This is a genomic window from Halobacteriovorax sp. BALOs_7, from assembly GCF_003612895.1.
In the GTDB taxonomy this organism is placed as follows: domain Bacteria; phylum Bdellovibrionota; class Bacteriovoracia; order Bacteriovoracales; family Bacteriovoracaceae; genus Halobacteriovorax_A; species Halobacteriovorax_A vibrionivorans.
In genome coordinates this window covers 169,253-188,326 of the sequence record NZ_CP027772.1, presented here as the reverse complement: position 1 = coordinate 188,326, position 19,074 = coordinate 169,253, and the positions used below count along the sequence as shown (strand labels likewise).

Here is a 19,074-nt window from a genome sequence, read left to right as displayed (position 1 = left end):
AATGGTAAAAATATTACGTGAAACATATACTACTCACTATATTTATACTTTTTTCAACGACTTCAATAGCAAATGATGAGACCTGCTCTCGCATTGCAGTAATTAATCAACAAGAGATTCTTATTGACCCAAGTTCTTCTCTAAAAGGAGAAGGGTTAAGATATCACTTAGAAAAAGATAAAGTTGCACTAACTTACTTAAATGACTACCAAGATGCACAAGAGGATATTTGGCGCCCTGCGATTATGGGAACTGTTGGAAGTGGACTAATTCTTTCAGCTTTCTTAACAAATCCAAGTTCTAACACAAGGCGTAGCCTCATTGCTTCTGGAACTGTCATACTTATGTTAAACTATCTCTTATCAAAGACCATTCAAACTGGTAATGAAGAGCTTCTGTATCGCAGTATAGACGAATACAATAAAAGACAAGAGCCTAAAATTTATTTAAAGTCAGATGATCAAATCAATTCACCTGACGTATATATAGAGAAAAGCTGGAGCTTTTAAATGTTAACTAATAGTAATGAAGTAACTTGCTATGCGTGTCAAAAAGTAACAGGACTTGAAGCGGGACAAAAAATCTCACTTAAGGAAGAATGCCCGTATTGCTACGCAAGCCTACATTGTTGTAAAATGTGCAAGTTCTATGACAAATCAGCATATAATGAATGTCGTGAATCAAGCGCAGACCGTATTGTAGAAAAAGAAAAAGCAAACTTCTGTGACTACTTCATTTTAAAAGGTGGTAGCGATAACGGAGATGGAAAAGATGATCTCCTTGCTGCTGCAAATGCATTATTTAAATAAAGGATTAACTAATGGCCAATCAACAACCAATTACTAAACAAGGATACGATGCAATTCAAGCAGAGCTTGATCAACTTATTAAGGTTGAAAGAGAAGAGCTAAAAACAACAATTGCAGAAGCTCGTGAACTTGGAGACCTTAAAGAAAATGCAGAATATCATGCAGCAAAAGAAAAGCAGGGTGTTGTTGAAGGTCGTATTTCTCAACTTCAAGGGATCCTTGCAAGTAGCGAAGTGATTGATCCAAGTAATGTAAATTCAGATAAAATTGTATTTGGTGCGACAGTAACAATCCTAAATATTGATACTGATGAAACTGTTACTTATAAAATTGTTGGAGAGCCAGAATCAGATATGAAGAAAGGCTTAATCTCATACAACAGTCCACTTGGTAAGGCCCTTATCGGTAAAGAAGAAGGCGATGAAGTCGTAGTTCGTGCACCAAAGGGAAATATCGAATACGAGGTGGAGTCAATTGAGTATAAGTAATAACTCACTCTATACGAAGATTGCCGACCTCTATAGCAAGCCGACTAAAACACTCGAAGCGCTTAATAAGAAAAATATTACCACAATAAACGATTTGCTTTGGCTTCTGCCAAGGCGGATCGTCAAATTACCTGACCTCGCTAAGTTTCAATATGCCAATATCGGTGACTTCTTTCGAGGTCGTGGTGAAGTTGTCTCAATACAGGCCAGACCAAACTTTAAAGCACGTGGAAAAGGTCGCGCTGTTTTATTAAATATTACTGTAACCGTTAAAGATGACCTCAGTGAAAACTTTATTACCTTGAAATGGTTTAATGCATATCAATCAATCCAAAAGAAAATCGAGTCATTAAAACATTTTGAATTCTTAGGTGTTGTTTCAGTTTTTAATGAAAGCTTGCAAATCGTTAATCCTGAAATATTTGATATTGGAAAGTCTGATTCCGAAACTGGTCTTAGAATTACATATCCGACAATTGACAGTATAAAGTCACACCATATTCAAAAAGTATTTGATAAAATACCAAAAGGTTTCTGGGATAAAATACCAGAAATTATTCCAAGCTCAATTCGAGATAAAAAAGGACTACTCTCTCGTAGTCAGGCTTTTAAATATCTTCATGGAAGAGTCCCTCCAAACGAGTGGAGCCAAGAAGAATTTGATCGCGCAAAAAGATCTATCATCTATGAAGAGTTTATTTATGATCAATTGAAAATTAAACTAAGAAAAAATAAGAGAGATCAGCTAAGTCGTGAATACATAGATATTTCAAAAGAAGATATTGAAAAGGCGAGAAGTCTTTATCCATATCAGTTTACTGAAGACCAAACAAAAGCATTAAATGATATTATAGTAGACTTTAAAAATTCAACGCCGTCGATGAGACTCATCCAAGGGGATGTAGGTTGTGGTAAGACGACCGTAGCAGTGGCCAGTGCATTTTTAATCTTAAAGTCAGGTGGTCAAGTCGCATTAATGTGTCCTACAGAAACCCTTGCTCTTCAACACTTTCGTGAAATAGAAGAAATCCTAGGCAGTGAGTTTAATGTTGAGTTATTAGTTGGAAGCACTAAGGCCAGTAAGAAAAAAATTATCAATCAAAAACTAGCAGATGGCGATATTGATATTGTTATTGGTACACACTCTCTCTTTCAAGATAGTGTAAGCTTTGCGAATCTTGAATTAGCTATTATTGATGAACAACATAAATTCGGTGTTGAACAACGTATTAAATTAATGAAAAAAGGTGAAAATCCACATTGTATAATCATGTCAGCAACACCTATCCCGAGATCATTGAGCCTAACAAAATATGGTGACCTCGATATCTCAATAATTAAGACCATGCCAAAAGGTCGAAAAGGTCAAAAAACAAGAATCGTTACAAATGAAAACCTCAAAAATTATTTAAGCTTTGTAAAAACGAGACTTGAAATGAAAGAACAAGTCTATGTTGTTGTTCCGGCCATCGAAGAATCAGAAAATGAAGATATAAGAAACCTGGAACATACTTTTGAACTTTATAAAAAATATTTTCCAGATTTTCGAATTACTCCACTACATGGACGTATGTCACCTGATGAAAAAGAAGAGGCCATAACAAAGTTTAAAAAACATGAAATTGATATTTTAATTGCGACATCTGTTATTGAGGTTGGAATTAATATTATCAACTCAACGATTATGGCAATCTTAAGTCCAGAACGTTTCGGATTAAGTAGCCTACACCAAATGAGGGGAAGAGTCGGACGTGGAGATAAACCAGGATTCTGCTTTCTTGTTACAGATCGTGAAGTATCACCTGAAAGTATGCAAAGACTTCAAGTCATTGAAAAGTATACCGACGGTTTTAAGATAGCTGAAGAAGACTTAAAGATTCGAGGAGAGGGCGATCTTTTTGGACAGGAACAATCCGGAGTGGTCACTCAAAAGAAATTAGCAAATATTGTTCTCAATCAAGATATTCTCTATGAGGCAATAGAGGATATTAAGAAGTATCCAGATGAATTCAATGGAGTACTTAACTCAATTGAAGTTGACGAGAAAGTCTTTACTACAATTTAATTTTCGCATTTTTTCACGTTACAGGATAAAATACTTTTATGATACATATCCAAGTCCTTGATAGCCTAGACTTACTATCTATTGGTCATTATACATTGAATCTACCACGTGTTTTTATTGGAAGCTCAATTCATAATAATATTCCTATCGAAGACACTACACTAGATCTCTACGTTGGCGTCATAAAGCATATGGCAAACTCACTTACATTTGTTTGTACGCAACCTTTTAAATTAAATGAGAAACGAATTGAAGGCATTGTTAAATTAAATAAGAATGACATTATTGAAGTTCAAAATCTAAAATTTAAAATAGTCGACTTTGATGAGAATAAACATAATGACCACGAAGATTATTATCAATACTTAGAAGATATTAAGCACAAGGATCCAAAAAAGTATAAGTTGATACAAGCACTTGAACAACACTACATAAAGTTAACAGGACAATACGATAATGACCTCTTGGATGAATAAGTCTAAATTTCTAAATATTGATGAAAGTACAAAGATTCAATACTGGACAAATTTTGAACCAGTAGAAGGAGAAAAATACCAAGATGTTATAGTCTTCAATTATGGCCTTGTCTGTAATATCCGTCATTTTGAATATCAAATCGATTTCTTTCACAATAAAGGATATAATATCCTATTGCATGATTATCGCGGTCATTACGAATCAGAGACGAAAGAAGGTATCGAAACAATTACATTCGAAAATATTATTAGTGACTTAAATACATTGATTAATCATCTAAATATTGAAACGACAATCCATATCGGACACTCAATGGGTGTTAATGTAACAATTGAATATGCATTCAAGTACCCTACAGAAGTTAAAAAGATGATTTTAATTTCAGGAACAATCTTTCCTCCACAAGATGTTATGTTTGATTCAAATCTCGTTGATATATCAGAGCCATATATTAAAGAGATTAAAGATAAATGGGAAAACCAATTCAAACTTATTTGGAAAAATGCATATCTCAATCCCCTCGCAAAATTTATGGTTTGGCGCGGAGGATTTAACACAAAGAAAACGAATCTCGACTTCGTTCAGTACTATATGAAGAAATTGGGGCAGCTTTCACCAGATATCTTCTTTCAATTACTTGATGAAATGAGAGAACAAAGAGTTATTAAGGATCTTGAACAAATTAAGACTCCTGCCCTAATAATTGGTGGAGATAAAGATAAAGTCATCCCAAATTACCTTCAACAAATTCTACACAAGGGCCTAGCGAATTCTGAATTATATATCATTAAAAATGGAAGCCATGTGCCGCAAGTAGACTTCCCAGAATTTATAAATGAGAGAATAGAATTATTCTTGGATTAAGCCTTTATGTAATAAAAGCTTTTTAAATACTCGATTCATTGCATAGATTTTTTGAGCTTTCTTATATTCAGAATGAGATGCTTCCCCTTCTGAATTAATTTTATAAGATGCTTCATCTACGACCTGAACTTCAAATGGATAAAAAAAACGTACATCTCGAGAAAGTGATGAAAAGTCTAAACCTAACAGTTCTTTAGCAACTGCAGAGTCTTCGTCCTTGGCCATTTTTCTTAATTTAAAAAACTCCGCAAGGAAAGGATTCTTGTATTTGATCAATTGGCGACAAGTGAATTGTACTGAACGATATTTAGCAGATGAGTGAAGATTATGTTCACTTTCAATATTTTCAAAGCTACATTCATCAATTTCTCGATTTACAGCAGAAACAAAGCGCTCCTCTGAAAGATTATTCCTAAGGGCCATTTTTACTAAGCTTGAATATTTTGATCTAAATAAACTGATATCAAAAATAGTATTTAGAGATCGAGAAGGCTTAATATTATGTGGTGTAATGATGTAATTTCTAATTAAAAACTGAAGAACCTTAATAATATCTAATTTATTCTTCGTAACAAGTCTTACACCAACTCTATCAAAAAGTTCTTCTGCAACATTTTCTGCTTTATGAAGTAACTTGATAATAACACTATCACGAGATTTCTTTGACTTAGTTTCAAAGTCTACAAGTGGGATCGAAATCTCACCGGACTTTAAGTAAAGGTTGTTGTCGTTATCACGATGTAAGTAGCGATAAAACTTATCAAAGATTTGTGTTTGAATTTGGTTGAAGTAATTTGAACGTAAATCTTTGTCAGCATGAAGTATTGTGTGCATCACTTTTAAAACAATCTCTGCCCATAACTGTTCTTCAACTGTATGTTCAGAATTACCTGTGGCCATTAAGAAGAGACCACTAATATCTGTAACTGTAAAAAGTGATGTTGGAATTTCAAGATCTAGGCCGTCAGGGCTGCCATCTTTTAGGAAGTAGCGCTTTATAAATTGAATCGCCTCTTGAAAGTTACCAAATAACTCAGCACGTGCGACAGGATTATCAGGATCGAGTCCATAACCTTTTAAGAATTTATTAACCTCAGTAATATCATCTAGCTTCGCTACAAAGAAATTTGAATCAAGAGCAGAACGGCCACCAACGACAACGTCGAAGACATCCCAATCAAAAATATAATTTTTTAAATAATCTGGTCGATTCATAAAGTTTCTTTTCTCTAAGTGTTGAGTAATGCTACCATAAGGCCATGAATACAGAAAATCAGCTAAAAAATACAAAAAAACTGACATTTAAGTCACTAACTGATCTTAGAATCGTATTTCTTACATTCTTTGGAACTGGACTCGCTCCAAAAGCACCTGGTACAGTAGGAAGCCTAGCAACTATTATCCCATTATATTTTGTTGGGAAATTAAATGCACCTTTCTTTTTCTTTATTCCATTTCTTATACTGCTTACAATTGGTGCCGTCTTTATTACATCAGTAATTGAAAAAGAATATGACTGCATTGACCCATCATGGATTGTTATTGATGAAGTTATTGGTATTTGGATTGCGTCATTATTTATTCTTGAGCCAACTTTTGTAAGTTACGCATTTATTTTTATCTTCTTTCGTATATTTGATATTTGGAAGCCTTGGCCAGTTAGAGTCTTCGATGATCGTAAAGACGCTCTAGGAACTATTCTTGACGATGTCGCAGCAGGTCTAATGGCGGGTATTCTCTATATTCTTACTTTCAAACTGTTAGAAATTTACGCTTGACTTACGCAAAACTTACGCTAAAAATATAAATAAGCAAAATGTAAAAAACTAGAATTAGCTTTTTGGAATTGTTTTGATTTCATCAACTTAAAAGAAAGTTAAAACAAGCAACTTTTGCATTAGCTGATAGCAGATTAATTTGGTAGAAATAATTCTAAATACAAAAACACGGAGAGCTTATGGCGACAACATCAACTGACAAGAACAAGCAAAAAGCACTAGATCTAGCACTTTCAACTATTGAGAAGCAATTTGGTAAAGGTGCCATCATGAAACTTGATAGTGAAAACGGACCAGAGAAAGTTCCTGCAATTCCTACAAGCTGTCTAGGACTAGACCTTGCACTAGGTGTTGGTGGTGTACCTAAGGGACGTATCATTGAAATTTATGGACCTGAGTCATCAGGTAAAACAACTCTTACTCTACATATTGCTGCTGAAGCACAGAAGCAAGGTGGAACAGTTGCATTCATTGATGCTGAACACGCACTTGATACAGTATATGCTCAGAATCTAGGTGTTGATATTCCAAATACATTAATCTCTCAACCAGATAGTGGTGAGCAAGCATTAGAAATCACAGATATGCTAGTTCGCTCAGGTGCAGTTGATCTTCTAATTGTTGACTCTGTTGCGGCCCTTACTCCACGTGCAGAACTTGAAGGAGATATGGGAGATTCACACATGGGTCTTCAAGCTAGACTAATGTCTCAAGCACTAAGAAAACTAACAGGATCAATTAATCGCTCAAATACGACAGTAATCTTTATTAATCAGCTTCGTATGAAGATCGGAGTTATGTTCGGTAACCCAGAAACAACAACTGGTGGTAACGCTCTTAAATTCTACTCTTCAGTAAGACTAGATATCAGAAGAACTGGTGCTATCAAAAATGGTGATGAGGTTATTGGTAACAGAACGAAAGTAAAAGTTGTAAAAAATAAAGTTGCACCTCCATTTAAAATCGTTGAATTCGATATTATGTACGGGCAAGGTATTTCTCAAATGGGTGACCTACTAGATCTGGCCGTAGCGAATAATATCGTTGGAAAAGCAGGTGCATGGTTCTCTTACAATGATGCAAAAATTGGTCAAGGTCGTGAGAACTCGAAGCAGTACTTAGCCGACAATCCAGAGATTGCTCAAGAAATTAAAAATAAAATTCTTGTTCTACATGGACTGATTAAAGATAACTCAGTAGTTGATGAAGCAACTGGTGAGATTATTGAAGAAACTCCAGTAGAAGAGAAAAAGACTAAATCAAAGTCTAAGTCAAAAAAAGTTGTTCAATAATTAAAATATAGCCTCTTAGATTTCTATCCTACAGAATTGTAGACAGTGACCTAAGGGGCAACTTTTTAAATGACTCTAAAAGAAACCATCGAAAAGCTTCCCTTTAATAATGAAGATTATATTCTTGCAGAAGATGAAAGCAAGGCCGATTTAACTCGTTCATTTAAAAGAGCTTATCATTACTGCATCTGGTTACTTTCAAAAAGAGACTATTCCCGCTTTAAACTTGCGCGCAAATTATACGAGAAAAAATACACTCCATATGTAGACGAGCTCCTCGACTTCCTTGAAGAGGCCAAGTACCTACAAGAAGAACAATATATCCGTACCCGTATCAAAACCTTCATGTACAAAGGTCAATCTAAGAGAAATATAATCAATAAGCTAAGAGCGGAAAGACTAAACGTAGAAGGTCATATCATCGAGGAAATATTCGAAGAATATCGATACACAGAAAATAATCAGCTTCGCGAGTTAATCCATAAAAAGATTCGATCTAAAGGCATTGAGGCCTTGGAAGATTTTAATTTTAAACAAAAGCTGATACGCTTTCTTTTGTCAAAAGGGCATTCATACGACAAAATAAAAACAGAAATAAATTATGTCCAAAACGAGGAAAGCAATGCGCAAGATTACCCCATTTAGTACATTACTAATACTTGTAACACTCACTTTAACATCATGTCGTGTTTCAAAAACTGATAAGAATACACTTAGATTCCCACTTACAGAATCTATCTCTACTATAGACCCAGTAAACGCATATGACTCTGTTTCAATGTCTGTGGTTTATCAAGGTTATGAACAATTATATGAATACCACTATCTCAGAAAACCCTTAAAGCTAGTTCCTCTTCTTGCTGAAGATATGCCTCAAGTTTCTGAAGATGGCCTCACTTATACAATAAAGATCAAAGAAAATATCCAGTATCACGATCATCCAGCTTTTAAAAAACCAAGGTTTGTTAAAGCAGAAGACTTTATTAACCAGATTAAGCGACTAGCCTTTAGGCCATACCGTAGTAATGGTTGGTGGTTATTTGATGGCCGTGTCGTTGGCCTTAATAAATTTAGAGAAGAGGTCGGAAGTGATTTTAGTAAACTCCTATCAACAGATGTTGAAGGATTAAAAGCATTGGATGAGCGCACTCTTCAAATCAAATTAGTAGAGCCATATCCACAAATGTTAAATGCATTGGCCATGAGTTTTACTTCCCCAATGCCAGCTGAAGCAATGAAAGAAGAAACTTTTATTGATGAACTTATTGGTACTGGCCCTTATAAATTAGATAAGTGGTTTCGCGGCTCAAAGTTATTCATGAGTCGATTCAAAAATTACCATAAGGAATTTTATCCTGGAAAAGGTGATCGCTTCGCCCACAGTAAAGAATTATTAGAAGATGCCGGGAAACGCCTTCCATTTATCGATAAAATTGAATTTCATATAATTAAAGAAGCACAAACTCGATGGTTACAATTTATGTCTGGTAATCTCGACTTCCTAAGAGTTCCAAAAGATAACTATCATTCACTAGTATCACCTAGTGGTGAGTTAACTGAAGAGTACAAAGATAAAGATATCACACTCGACATCTTCTCTTCTTTCACTTACTGGTGGTTTTCTTTCAACATGAAAGACCCTATCGTAGGAACTAATAAGAATCTTCGCTTGGCCATTGCTCATGCAGTAAATATTGAAAAGTATATTAAAACATTTACTAATAATATCGGACTGAAAGCTAACTCAATTTATCCTCCAGGTATTCCAGGATACGATCCATCTCGTAAGCTTCCTTATAGTTACAATATTGAAAAAGCTAAAGAATACTTAAAAAAAGCAGGCTATCCAAACGGAGAAGGTCTTCCAACTCTTGTTTACGACACGAGAGCCTCTTCAACGACTCAAAGACAAAGGGCCGAATTACTGAAACAAGATCTTGAAGCAATTGGGATAAAAATTGAAATTAAACTCAATACATTTCCTGCTTTCCTAAAAAAGGCCAAAGAAGGGAAACTCCAAATTTGGCTTGATGGTTGGACTCTAGATTATCCAGATAGTGAAAATGTTCTTCAATTACTAACAACACAAAACCAAGCACCAGGGCCAAACGTATCTAATTATTCTAATAAAGAGTTTGATAAAAAGTTTGAAAAAATAAAGGTGCTCTCTGACAACGATCAAAAGTATCACTTGATGGCCGAGGTTGAAGAAATTGTTCTCGAGGACTTACCATGGGTACTTCTCTATTACTCGAGAGACTATATTGTTTATCATAACCGACTAAATAACTTCAGATATAATGATCTCGTGGTTAATAAAGTTAAATACTTAAGATTGAAATAATTAAGTTCGACATAATTTCGGGGGAATATATTTCCCCCGGTCCTTCTCCCTCCCTTCACTATCATTTTTTTCCTCTAATTTCCGAATAGTAGATCAGTATGCTTGTAAAAAAGTATATGACTGCAACAACAAAGGATAATTAGTTATGAAGACTCTTGCTCATTTCATACTTGTCGTCATTGGATTAACTCTACAAATCCAAGTCTGTGCCAATGATTATATGATCTACTCTGTTGAGCACGAATTACCAATGACCAACGATGTGTCTGAAATTCAAAAAAATTATTATGTTAATATCGGAGAGAAACAAGGTATCAAAAACGGTACTCTCTTAGACGTTTACAGAATTATTATTCTCAACGATCCTTATGATAAAGAAAGACGCTATCGTCACAAAATGAAAGTAGGTCAACTCGAAGTCATCCATCATGATGGAGATACTTCAATTGCAATTACAAAGAATTTCAATAGCGAAGAGAAGCGCCCTATACTTGAAATATCTTCATTTATGGTTGGCGACCAAGTAAGTGTGAATCTGAATTAAATGCTTTTAACGTTTGATCTCTCATGAAGGATAAAACGACGTTTTTTAACCAATTCAATTTGATCTTTAATGGCCTTTAAAGCTTTCTTTTGACGACGGATTAAGTCTTCATCTGCATTAGAAGACTCCATAAGCCTTAGAACCTTTGCGGCCATTCCATCTGCAACAGCTAACTTATTTGATATCTCATGTAAGAACTTTCTTTCTTCAAGGGCAAGTTCTAAAACTGTATTTTCATCCATATCTACTCTTTAAAAAACTTATAACTGACAATATCGCCATAAAGTATATGAGAGTCTATCCTATTCACCACAATCTTAAAAATATAATAGCCGATTGCCAAATTAACTTTTTCATCTTTAAAACTCAGCTCGATTCGTTTCAATTTATGGCCACAGCACACGCCATTGAATTTCTGTTTGAAAAACAACGCAGATCGTCTCACTCTTATGTTTTCTGTAAATATAAATATTTGATTGTTCATACCCAATTGATATGCAAAAGGACGATATTTCACAACCAACATAAGTTACTGAAATCACTTAGCGCATCGTAATAATACTTTAAATATTTTAAATATTTACGTCCAGTATCTAGACAAAAACAGCGCTTTGTCCTATAAAAATAACTTAAGTCACATTTAATTTTTCGGAGTGCACAAATGGCAAGAATTACAATTGAAGACTGTTTAGAAAAAGTTGAGAACCGTTACGAGTTAGTTCACTTAGCAGCAAAGCGTGTTAAGCAATTAAGAGATGGTGCAGACCAACTTGTTAAGAGCAAAAACAAAGATGTTGTAACAGCACTTAGAGAAATTGCAGCTGGAAAAGTTAAGCATGCTCCAGTAAGTGAATACGATTCAGACGAATTTTAATTTATATTTAAATTTCATAAAAAAAAAAGCCTCTCATGCGAGAGGCTTTTTTTATTTCTTAAACTTAGGTTTAAATTTTGGGAGTGCGATCTTCAATACTTCATCAAAGTGCGCTACTGGATAAAACTTCATTCCTTTTCTATGTCTTTCAGGAACTTCTTTTAAATCCTTTTCATTATCAATTGGTAAAATAATATTTGTAATCCCTGCTCTTTTTGCAGCAAGAACTTTTTCTTTAATCCCACCAACTGGAAGTACTTTACCAGTAAGAGATAACTCTCCAGTCATGGCCAAGTTACTTTTCACTTTCACATTATGAGCAAGTGTATAAAGAGCTAAGGCCATTGTTATACCAGCACTTGGTCCATCTTTTGGTGTTGCACCGGCAGGTAAGTGTAGGTGAACTTCTCTTTCAGATAAAAAGTCTTCTAACTCTTCTTCATTTTCATCGGATGCCTTTCTCTTAGGCTTCATCTTAAAAAATTCATCCATTTCATTTTGAAGAAGTTGTTTAACATAACTATAAGCTAGGTTAGCAGACTCATTCATAACATCACCAAGCTGGCCTGTTAACTTGAAACCTTTTCCATTTAAAGAAAGTGTTTCAATATAAAGAATATCACCACCATAACCTGTCCACGCAAGTCCAGTCGTCATACCTGGAGATAATTTCTTTAGGGCCTTTTCACTCTGATATCTTGCTGTTCCTAAAATATCTTCAAGTTCAGCTGGCTTAGGTGCAAATACCTTCTTTCTCTTTGCATTTACTTTTTCTAAAGCTGCACGTCGACAAAGTTTAGCAACCATTTGCTCCATAACACGAACACCAGGCTCGCGGGCATAATCTTCAATAACCTTCTTAAGTGTTGCTTTACTTAAGTTGATATCTTTCTTCTCAAGTCCATGTTTCTTGATCTGCTTTGGAATTACCCACTTAGTTGCAATGGAGAGCTTCTCTTCCATTGTATAACCACTAAGCTCAATGATTTCCATACGATCCAATAATGGCTCAGGGATATCACCGATATAATTTGCAGTAGCGATAAATAAAACCTTCGATAAATCAAAAGGCACATCTAAGTAATGATCAATGAATGTATGGTTCTGCTCAGGGTCTAGAACTTCTAAAAGAGCTGACGCTGGATCACCTTGGAATGATTGTCCAAGCTTATCGATCTCATCTAGCATAATAACAGGATTATTCACTTCGACACGTTTCATCGCTTGAATTAAACGACCAGGCATTGCACCAACGTATGTACGTCTATGTCCCTTAATTTCTGCTTCATCACGCATACCACCTAAAGAGAAGCGATAAAACTTACGTCCTAATGATTCTGCAATACTTCTTCCCATTGATGTTTTACCAACACCTGGAGGACCTGCTAAGCACAGAATAGTACCATCAAATTGAGGCTTAAGCTTACGAACAGCTAAGAACTCCATGATCCTTTCTTTCGCTTTTTCTAGTCCATAGTGATCTTTTTCAAGAATCTTTTGGGCCTTTGGCATATCCACATGGTCATTTGTCGACTTTGACCATGGTAAATCAACAATCCAATTTAAATATGTACGAGTTACGTTATATTCTGGAGATGAATCAGGAATAACCTCTAATCTTTCAATCTCTTCATTAACAGACTTTAGTACATCTTCAGGAAGCTTTGCTTCGATTATTCTCTCTTTGAGTTTACTAATATCACGTGCTTTATCATCTTCTTCAAGACCTAGCTCCGCCTTAATTACTTTTAGCTGCTCTCTTAGGAAATATTCACGTTGATACTTATTAACTTTGTCGTTAACTTCATCAGAAATTTTCTTTTGAATATCTGCAACATCTTTCTCACGTTTTAAATAAACAAGTAACTTACCAAAACGTTTCTTAACAACCAGAGTTTCTAAAAAATCTTGAGCTTCAGGAATATCAAGAGATAAGGCAAATGCAACGAGGTCAGCAAGCGCCCCCGGTGAAGATGAGTTAATCATTGCTAACTTCATTTCTTCATTGAAGTAAGCATTTACTTCACTAAGCTTCTTAACCTGATTAATGATAGAACGAGTATATGCATCAAGTTCCTCATCCTCTTCTAAGATGTCATCAAAGACTTCATACTTAGCTCTAAGTAATGGTGACTCTTCATAAATATCTGAAGCACGATAGCGTTTGATACCATGAACCAGGACATTAACTGAACCATCAGGAAGTTTTAATCGCTTAACAACTTTACAAAGCACACCTACTTTATAGATGTCCTTTGAAGTAATTTCACGAGTATCAATTTCATCCTGAATTGTTGGATCTATTTCGCCATCATCATTTTTAAGATCATTCTTAACAAGGTTTAGAGCAAGATATCCACTTTTAATAAGATACTCATCTAACTCTGCAGTGAATTTATCTTCTGTTAAAATAATAGGTGCAATCATTCCAGGAAAGATTGGACTATTCATAATTGGGATAATCACAACATCTTCTGGAAACTTTTCCTCTCCTGAAGAGTCTTTTATTTGTACATTATATTCTTCGTATTCATTCATATTTTTTCACACCATTTATTTTTTAATATCAATAACCAGACGACCTGGATTAGTTAAGGTAAATACATCAATTGAATGTTGGCCACTAATAACGAGCTCTGCTGAAAGAGTATCATCTCCCACTGGGTAGAAATCAACTTTTTTAACAAGCTTAGATGTTCCAAAAGAGCCAACTTTCTTATCTAGTTTAGTTTTAAAGAAATCAATATAGATTTTATTTTCTTTCTCACTCTTGTAACCATATACACGAGGGGCCTCTTTCGTTTTAAAATCAAAAACAAGTCTTTCATAACCTCGACTTGAACCATTTCCATGTCTAATTGATTTTAGAACAGAACTCGTATTGCTATTTGTTGAGTGAAAAATTCCTTTCTTAAAGAAGATTGATCTCTTCTTTTCTGGAATTTTTCGAATTCTCTCATTTAATAGGTCTTGTGAGTTTGCCGTGTTTGAGATTGAAAAAATTGAAATTAGTAAAAGTACTTTTAAAATATTCATCATATTTACCTTCCATGGGATAACTACTTAAAATTTTACTAAATTGGTCGTGAAAAAAGAATAGTAAATTTCAGAATTAGGCTTTTGTTTTTCTTAAGTGTGCCGCACCAAGCAATCCAAAAATAATAACAAGCCAATATACAGGAATTTTATATGCGGTATTCTTTGATTTCTCTTCATTGATTGAGGCAATTCGACGGCCTGATTTTTTATTCTTGTAAATATCCTTATCAGAGCCAAGCCCTTCTAAGCTCTCTCCAAAGACTGTACTTACCCATAAACTGAAGGTGCTTAAAGAGTTTGCACCAAATGTATCATTTGCTGGAAACGCCTGTGAGACAACCTCTTCCTCACCTTCTCGCCCTATGACAGTATAGACACCGAGGCGATCATAAAAAGGATAGAACTCTTGCTCACCTTTTACGAGAAGAACTATATAACGACGACCTTTTACAAATCGAGGCATATTTTCATTTGGATAGTTGATTCCTTGCCACTGGCCACCATTGTAGACAAAATTAAAAGAATTCTTACTCAATTGTTTTCTATTTCCAAGCCCAACAGACTTTTCAAGCTTGAATGTGACATTGGTAACAATTTTTCCATTATTTAGCTTTTTCACGTAGCTATCTTGATAAACGCCCATGATAATGGCATTTGATTCAGATAGTTGTTTACTTAAAGGAATTTCAAATAACTCTGCACCATATGATGTCAGAGAAAAGATAGTAAGAAATAGAGTCACAAAGGCCTTTATCATACCAATCTTATCGGTTATTGAGCCTAATACTTTAACCTTTTAATCAAGCTTTATCTGGTTGAAATTACTGAAGATTTCGTGGTTATCTAAAATAATTAATGTATTTCCTTGATCTGTAAGTCCTTGAAGAAGTTCACAAATAGAAGTTAGCTCATTCATTGATAAACCATATGAAATATTTGTTAGTACGATAATCGAATCACTAACCTTCTTATCAATGGCCTTTAATAGCTTCACTCTTAAACGTTCACCACCTGATAGCGAGGGTATTGTTCGATCTAATGTTAGATAATCAAGATTTAGTAATTTCAAATAACCGAGTGTTCTTTTTATTTTTGGTGTAGCTGGTATTGTCTCAAATAAAGTTGATACAGGAGTTTCACTCGCTTCAATGATTGTATATTTACCATCTGTAATTGAGGCGTAAAACTTCTTTAAACCAGTTCCACCACACTCATCACAAGGAAAGCTCACATCTTCAAGATATTGCATATCAATCTCTTGAACACCTTTTCCTTCACAAACACTACATTGACCAAGTTTAGAATTCTTAGAAAAATGCCCTTTTTCTAGACCTAAGGACTTTGAAACAGGAAGTTTAGTGAAATAGTTTCGAACATTGCCAGTTAGATCTAATGTCGTTCCCACCGTTGAGCGACTTGTAGATTTTTCAATTCGAGTTTCATAGATATGAATATCTTGAACTTCATTTGTGATATCAATTGAACCGATCTCATAATCAGTCTCAAAATTATATTTTTCTTTAAATAACTCTTCGTTTAATTCATTAAATAGTGCATTTATAATTAGTCTTTTATCGAAAGATTCAACATTCGTTAAAACCTGATTGATTGTGCCTAATTTGAATTCTATCTTTTTATACTTTTTGTCCTCAAACTCAATATCTTTAAAAGTAAGCTTTCCACTAGGTTTCGTCTTCTTTAAGACTAATTCTTTTTGTTTCTTTGATTTACCTTTAATCTCTACAACTTCTCCGCCAAGGTGTCCTGCTCCTGGCCCAATATGAATCGTCTTATCACTTCCATTTTGTAAATAAGCACTATGTTCAACCATTACTACAGTATTATTTTTTGAAAGATTTTTTAGATATTTTAAGAGAACTTTTTGTTCTTCAATAGTCATCCCAAGACTCGGCTCATCAAGTACAAATAAAGAACCACTTCCTTTAAAACTTAAGTAACGAACGAGTAATGATTTTTGATATTCACTTGTTTCTAATGACTTTAATTTTGTCATTAAGGGAAAATCCCCTAGACCTAATTCAACTGCAACGGCCAATTTATCTTTAACTTTTTTAATAATATTATTTTCATTAAGATGTTTTAATTCGATTAATAATCCCTCGACTGTAAGAGATAATAAATCACCATAAGTAGATATATTCTCAACTTGTCCACAGTGGGCCATTGCACTTTGAGAAAGTCTTCTCCCATAACAAATATGACAGACTTTTTCACTTTGCATCTTTCGAAGAAAAATTCTAGCTGATCGCTTATAACGTTTTTCCTCTAAAGCATAAAGAAAGTTTAGAACGCCATAGAATCTTCCACCACCATTTAAAAGAAGATCTTCAACCTGATCACTTACATCACAATAACGTTCATTATCACTAACACCAAGCTTCTTCATTTCAGTTATAAAAGTCTTGTAGTAGGCACTATATTTAGAATAATCTAAGAAAGTAATTGCACCGTCTTTTATCTTCTTTTTGGGATACTTTACAATTTTATTAACATCATAACTTAGTGTAGATCCATAACCCTTACATTCAGTACAGGCCCCTATTCCGTTGTAAGGAAGGAGGTCACTAATCTGTCTTGCACTCTGTAGTCCCTCTTCATCACATTTTGGGCAAAACTCTTTTGCGTTTAAGCTGAAATGATGTAATTGATCATCTCCAGTGAAGAAAACACTTAATTGCATAACTGCCGAGTTCTTAATAAGCTCAAGCCATTTCTTTTTAAAGTTCGATATTTTATTGGGCTTAAGACGAAAGATTTCCCATTGGGCATCCTCTTCATTAAATTCACGAATTAACTGCTCATTAGAATTAAAACTTCTAGCAGGCATTCCTGATATACACTCTTGATAATGATCCTTACCGATAAGGATATGTAAGACTTTTGTCTTATCTGAAATTATTGATTCAATCTCTCGTATTGCTAAATCTAGCCCATCAATAAATTCTTCATTATGAATTAAACACTTTGAAGATTGTTGATCAAAATATAGTTGTGCTAGTTCGTAGCTGATTTCAAGTTGATCGGCCAAGTTGAGTCTTGAACCCACGATAGGATTATTTTGAGCAAGACTCCACACTGGCAATACTGGCTCAATTAAATCGACTTCAGCACTTGTTGGAACTCTTTCAAAAAAGTTCATTGAAGATGGCATTGAATTTAAAAATCGTCTTTTAGACTCATTGGCCAGCGTATTGAATACAAGTGATGATTTTCCTGAGCCAGAAACACCTGATACACAAGTAATCTTATTAATAGGAAACTCGACATCTATATTTTTAAGATTATTTGTACGTACACCTTTGAGTTTAATTGATTTTGCCATATGGACTTATAGCATATTTGAGTTCTTTTTGAATATTATACAGTTAACTATAAAAAAGAAAGGCCCTCTGAATAAGAGGGCCTTCTGTATATTCGAAAATTTGTAAGATAAATCTTAACGCTTCGAGAATTGGTACTTTGCTCTTGCACCTTTCTGACCAGCTTTTTGTCTTTCAACTTTTCTTGGATCTCTTGTAAGAAATCCTGCTGATTTAAGCTCGCCTCTAAGCTCTGCATCAATCTTAAGGATTGCTCTTGCAATACCAAGACGAACAGCACCGGCTTGACCAGTAGTTCCACCACCAGTTACGTTAATTTTAACATCATACTTATCTGCAAGTTTAAGTAGGTTTAGTGGTTGATTAACAACATATCTGTCAGTACCTTTTGTGAAGTACTCTTTGATATCTCTATTATTAACAACAACTTTACCAGTCCCTGCAGCCATATAAACTCTAGCAACTGAAGATTTTCTTCTACCAACTGCTTGTGAATCCCAAGTTTTTCCTTTAGCCATAATAATAACCTCTTACTAGAATTTGTATTCTACTGGGTTTTGAGCGCTATGTGCGTGCTCAGATCCAGCAAAAACCTTAAGTTTTGTTAGTTGTTTTCTACCAAGTGAGTTCTTTGGAAGCATACCTTTAACAGCGTTCATAAGAATCGCTTCTGGTTTTCTTTCAAGTTGCTCTTTAGCAGTTCTTTCTCTAAGTCCACCAGCATAACCTGTATGTCTGTAGTAAACTTTATCGTTCCACTTATTCCCAGTAAATTTAACTTTTTCTGCGTTGATAACAACAACAAAATCACCAGAATCTGTATGAGGAGTGTACTTCGGTGAGTTCTTCCCTCTTAATACATTAGCGATTTCAGTTGCTAAACGTCCAACTACCTTATCAGTAGCATCAATTAAGTGCCATTTTTTGTCAGCATCTGCTGGCTTTAACACAAATGATTTCTCAGTGTACATAGTAACCTTCCACTTTAATAATGTTAAAAATCAATAAAACGTAAACGCATCATCAGAATAAAATGATTTGTTTACAACACTTAGGACCTATAAAGGCCCATAATTCCGTTGTTTGTGGGGTAACGGGTTTCGGCAGATATTAAACAATTTAGACCAATAATACAATGGGTAAATGTTATTTTTTTTGG

At 34.6% G+C, this 19,074-nt stretch carries 20 protein-coding genes; 12 read left to right on the top strand and 8 right to left on the bottom strand.

The genetic code is table 11. The features are described from left to right. The first annotated feature begins 17 nt into the window (after positions 1–17). Genes BALOs_RS00910 through BALOs_RS00885 form a run of 6 tightly spaced genes read left to right on the top strand, consistent with a single transcriptional unit; the run spans position 18 to position 4,703 of the window. Positions 18–509: a hypothetical protein gene (locus BALOs_RS00910; protein ID WP_114706165.1), complete on the top strand. Its 492-nt coding sequence runs from the start codon at positions 18–20 to the stop codon at positions 507–509. Next, entirely contained in the window at positions 510–809 is a 300-nt protein-coding gene (locus tag BALOs_RS00905) for a hypothetical protein (protein WP_199506615.1), read from the top strand. Between the two features lie 11 nt (positions 810–820). Beyond that, positions 821–1,297 carry a transcription elongation factor GreA gene (gene greA, locus BALOs_RS00900; protein WP_120404057.1) on the top strand — a complete coding sequence of 159 codons (477 nt, stop codon included), beginning with the start codon at positions 821–823 and terminating at the stop codon, positions 1,295–1,297. Next, positions 1,284–3,362, top strand: a complete 2,079-nt coding sequence (locus tag BALOs_RS00895) for an ATP-dependent DNA helicase RecG (RefSeq protein ID WP_162929483.1) — start codon at positions 1,284–1,286, stop codon at positions 3,360–3,362. The genes greA and BALOs_RS00895 overlap by 14 nt, the downstream gene beginning before the upstream one ends. A gap of 38 nt (positions 3,363–3,400) precedes the next feature. Further along, positions 3,401–3,838, top strand: a complete 438-nt coding sequence (locus BALOs_RS00890; protein ID WP_120404055.1) for a hypothetical protein — start codon at positions 3,401–3,403, stop codon at positions 3,836–3,838. Then, on the top strand, positions 3,831–4,703 hold the full coding sequence (locus BALOs_RS00885; protein WP_162929482.1) for an alpha/beta fold hydrolase: 873 nt from the start codon (positions 3,831–3,833) through the stop codon (positions 4,701–4,703). The genes BALOs_RS00890 and BALOs_RS00885 overlap by 8 nt, the downstream gene beginning before the upstream one ends. On the opposite strand, the gene BALOs_RS00880 is transcribed toward BALOs_RS00885, so the two are convergent. Further along, complete coding sequence (locus BALOs_RS00880) at positions 4,689–5,918, bottom strand: TIGR04552 family protein (protein ID WP_158536803.1); 1,230 nt, start codon at positions 5,916–5,918, stop codon at positions 4,689–4,691. The two genes, BALOs_RS00885 and BALOs_RS00880, sit on opposite strands and share 15 nt — an antisense overlap. 44 nt (positions 5,919–5,962) lie before the next feature. Here BALOs_RS00880 and BALOs_RS00875 point away from each other — a divergent pair, with 44 nt between their 5' ends. The 5 genes from BALOs_RS00875 (at position 5,963) to BALOs_RS00855 (ending at position 10,661) form a co-directional block, all read left to right on the top strand. After that, positions 5,963–6,481, top strand: a complete 519-nt coding sequence (locus BALOs_RS00875; RefSeq protein ID WP_120405629.1) for a phosphatidylglycerophosphatase A — start codon at positions 5,963–5,965, stop codon at positions 6,479–6,481. A 179-nt stretch (positions 6,482–6,660) separates the two neighbouring features. Continuing rightward, positions 6,661–7,773, top strand: a complete 1,113-nt coding sequence (gene recA / locus BALOs_RS00870; protein WP_114706159.1) for a recombinase RecA — start codon at positions 6,661–6,663, stop codon at positions 7,771–7,773. A gap of 69 nt (positions 7,774–7,842) precedes the next feature. Then, positions 7,843–8,418: a regulatory protein RecX gene (locus BALOs_RS00865; protein ID WP_114706158.1), complete on the top strand. Its 576-nt coding sequence runs from the start codon at positions 7,843–7,845 to the stop codon at positions 8,416–8,418. Next, positions 8,396–10,117 (top strand): ABC transporter substrate-binding protein, encoded by a 1,722-nt coding sequence (locus BALOs_RS00860; RefSeq protein ID WP_162929481.1) that lies wholly within the window; start codon positions 8,396–8,398, stop codon positions 10,115–10,117. The genes BALOs_RS00865 and BALOs_RS00860 overlap by 23 nt, the downstream gene beginning before the upstream one ends. A 145-nt stretch (positions 10,118–10,262) precedes the next feature. Continuing rightward, positions 10,263–10,661: a hypothetical protein gene (locus tag BALOs_RS00855; protein WP_114706156.1), complete on the top strand. Its 399-nt coding sequence runs from the start codon at positions 10,263–10,265 to the stop codon at positions 10,659–10,661. Here the strand turns inward: BALOs_RS00855 and BALOs_RS00850 are convergent. Then, positions 10,658–10,903 carry a hypothetical protein gene (locus BALOs_RS00850; RefSeq protein ID WP_120404052.1) on the bottom strand — a complete coding sequence of 82 codons (246 nt, stop codon included), beginning with the start codon at positions 10,901–10,903 and terminating at the stop codon, positions 10,658–10,660. The genes BALOs_RS00855 and BALOs_RS00850 overlap by 4 nt on opposite strands. A 419-nt stretch (positions 10,904–11,322) precedes the next feature. Here BALOs_RS00850 and rpoZ point away from each other — a divergent pair, with 419 nt between their 5' ends. Next, positions 11,323–11,535, top strand: a complete 213-nt coding sequence (gene rpoZ, locus BALOs_RS00840) for a DNA-directed RNA polymerase subunit omega (protein WP_021267614.1) — start codon at positions 11,323–11,325, stop codon at positions 11,533–11,535. 51 nt (positions 11,536–11,586) lie between these two features. Here rpoZ and lon read toward each other — a convergent pair whose 3' ends face one another. The 6 genes from lon to rplM all read right to left on the bottom strand — a co-directional run bounded on the left by lon (position 11,587) and on the right by rplM (position 18,886). After that, on the bottom strand, positions 11,587–14,073 hold the full coding sequence (gene lon, locus BALOs_RS00835; protein WP_120404050.1) for an endopeptidase La: 2,487 nt from the start codon (positions 14,071–14,073) through the stop codon (positions 11,587–11,589). Between the two features lie 15 nt (positions 14,074–14,088). Further along, positions 14,089–14,574 (bottom strand): hypothetical protein, encoded by a 486-nt coding sequence (locus BALOs_RS00830; RefSeq protein WP_114706152.1) that lies wholly within the window; start codon positions 14,572–14,574, stop codon positions 14,089–14,091. Positions 14,575–14,647: 73 nt separating this feature from the next. Further along, positions 14,648–15,331 carry a hypothetical protein gene (locus tag BALOs_RS00825; RefSeq protein ID WP_114706151.1) on the bottom strand — a complete coding sequence of 228 codons (684 nt, stop codon included), beginning with the start codon at positions 15,329–15,331 and terminating at the stop codon, positions 14,648–14,650. Positions 15,332–15,370: 39 nt separating this feature from the next. Beyond that, the gene (locus BALOs_RS00820) at positions 15,371–17,917 is read right to left on the bottom strand and encodes a hypothetical protein (RefSeq protein ID WP_120404049.1); all 2,547 of its coding nucleotides are present in this window, start codon (positions 17,915–17,917) and stop codon (positions 15,371–15,373) included. Positions 17,918–18,031: 114 nt separating this feature from the next. After that, entirely contained in the window at positions 18,032–18,433 is a 402-nt protein-coding gene (gene rpsI / locus BALOs_RS00815; protein WP_114706149.1) for a 30S ribosomal protein S9, read from the bottom strand. Positions 18,434–18,448: 15 nt separating this feature from the next. Further along, entirely contained in the window at positions 18,449–18,886 is a 438-nt protein-coding gene (rplM, locus tag BALOs_RS00810) for a 50S ribosomal protein L13 (RefSeq protein ID WP_114706148.1), read from the bottom strand. Positions 18,887–19,074: the final 188 nt, after the last annotated feature.

What these genes read in the sequence shown, in the direction of transcription:
- BALOs_RS00905 (WP_199506615.1), top strand. Translation starts at nt 510, where the DNA reads ATGTTAACTAATAGTAATGAAGTAACTTGCTATGCGTGTCAAAAAGTA.
- greA (WP_120404057.1), top strand. Translation starts at nt 821, where the DNA reads ATGGCCAATCAACAACCAATTACTAAACAAGGATACGATGCAATTCAA.
- BALOs_RS00890 (WP_120404055.1), top strand. Translation starts at nt 3,401, where the DNA reads ATGATACATATCCAAGTCCTTGATAGCCTAGACTTACTATCTATTGGT.
- BALOs_RS00885 (WP_162929482.1), top strand. Translation starts at nt 3,831, where the DNA reads ATGAATAAGTCTAAATTTCTAAATATTGATGAAAGTACAAAGATTCAA.
- BALOs_RS00880 (WP_158536803.1), bottom strand. Translation starts at nt 5,918, where the DNA reads ATGAATCGACCAGATTATTTAAAAAATTATATTTTTGATTGGGATGTC.
- BALOs_RS00875 (WP_120405629.1), top strand. Translation starts at nt 5,963, where the DNA reads ATGAATACAGAAAATCAGCTAAAAAATACAAAAAAACTGACATTTAAG.
- recA (WP_114706159.1), top strand. Translation starts at nt 6,661, where the DNA reads ATGGCGACAACATCAACTGACAAGAACAAGCAAAAAGCACTAGATCTA.
- BALOs_RS00865 (WP_114706158.1), top strand. Translation starts at nt 7,843, where the DNA reads ATGACTCTAAAAGAAACCATCGAAAAGCTTCCCTTTAATAATGAAGAT.
- BALOs_RS00860 (WP_162929481.1), top strand. Translation starts at nt 8,396, where the DNA reads ATGCGCAAGATTACCCCATTTAGTACATTACTAATACTTGTAACACTC.
- BALOs_RS00855 (WP_114706156.1), top strand. Translation starts at nt 10,263, where the DNA reads ATGAAGACTCTTGCTCATTTCATACTTGTCGTCATTGGATTAACTCTA.
- BALOs_RS00850 (WP_120404052.1), bottom strand. Translation starts at nt 10,903, where the DNA reads ATGGATGAAAATACAGTTTTAGAACTTGCCCTTGAAGAAAGAAAGTTC.
- rpoZ (WP_021267614.1), top strand. Translation starts at nt 11,323, where the DNA reads ATGGCAAGAATTACAATTGAAGACTGTTTAGAAAAAGTTGAGAACCGT.
- lon (WP_120404050.1), bottom strand. Translation starts at nt 14,073, where the DNA reads ATGAATGAATACGAAGAATATAATGTACAAATAAAAGACTCTTCAGGA.
- BALOs_RS00830 (WP_114706152.1), bottom strand. Translation starts at nt 14,574, where the DNA reads ATGATGAATATTTTAAAAGTACTTTTACTAATTTCAATTTTTTCAATC.
- BALOs_RS00825 (WP_114706151.1), bottom strand. Translation starts at nt 15,331, where the DNA reads ATGATAAAGGCCTTTGTGACTCTATTTCTTACTATCTTTTCTCTGACA.
- BALOs_RS00820 (WP_120404049.1), bottom strand. Translation starts at nt 17,917, where the DNA reads ATGGCAAAATCAATTAAACTCAAAGGTGTACGTACAAATAATCTTAAA.
- rpsI (WP_114706149.1), bottom strand. Translation starts at nt 18,433, where the DNA reads ATGGCTAAAGGAAAAACTTGGGATTCACAAGCAGTTGGTAGAAGAAAA.
- rplM (WP_114706148.1), bottom strand. Translation starts at nt 18,886, where the DNA reads ATGTACACTGAGAAATCATTTGTGTTAAAGCCAGCAGATGCTGACAAA.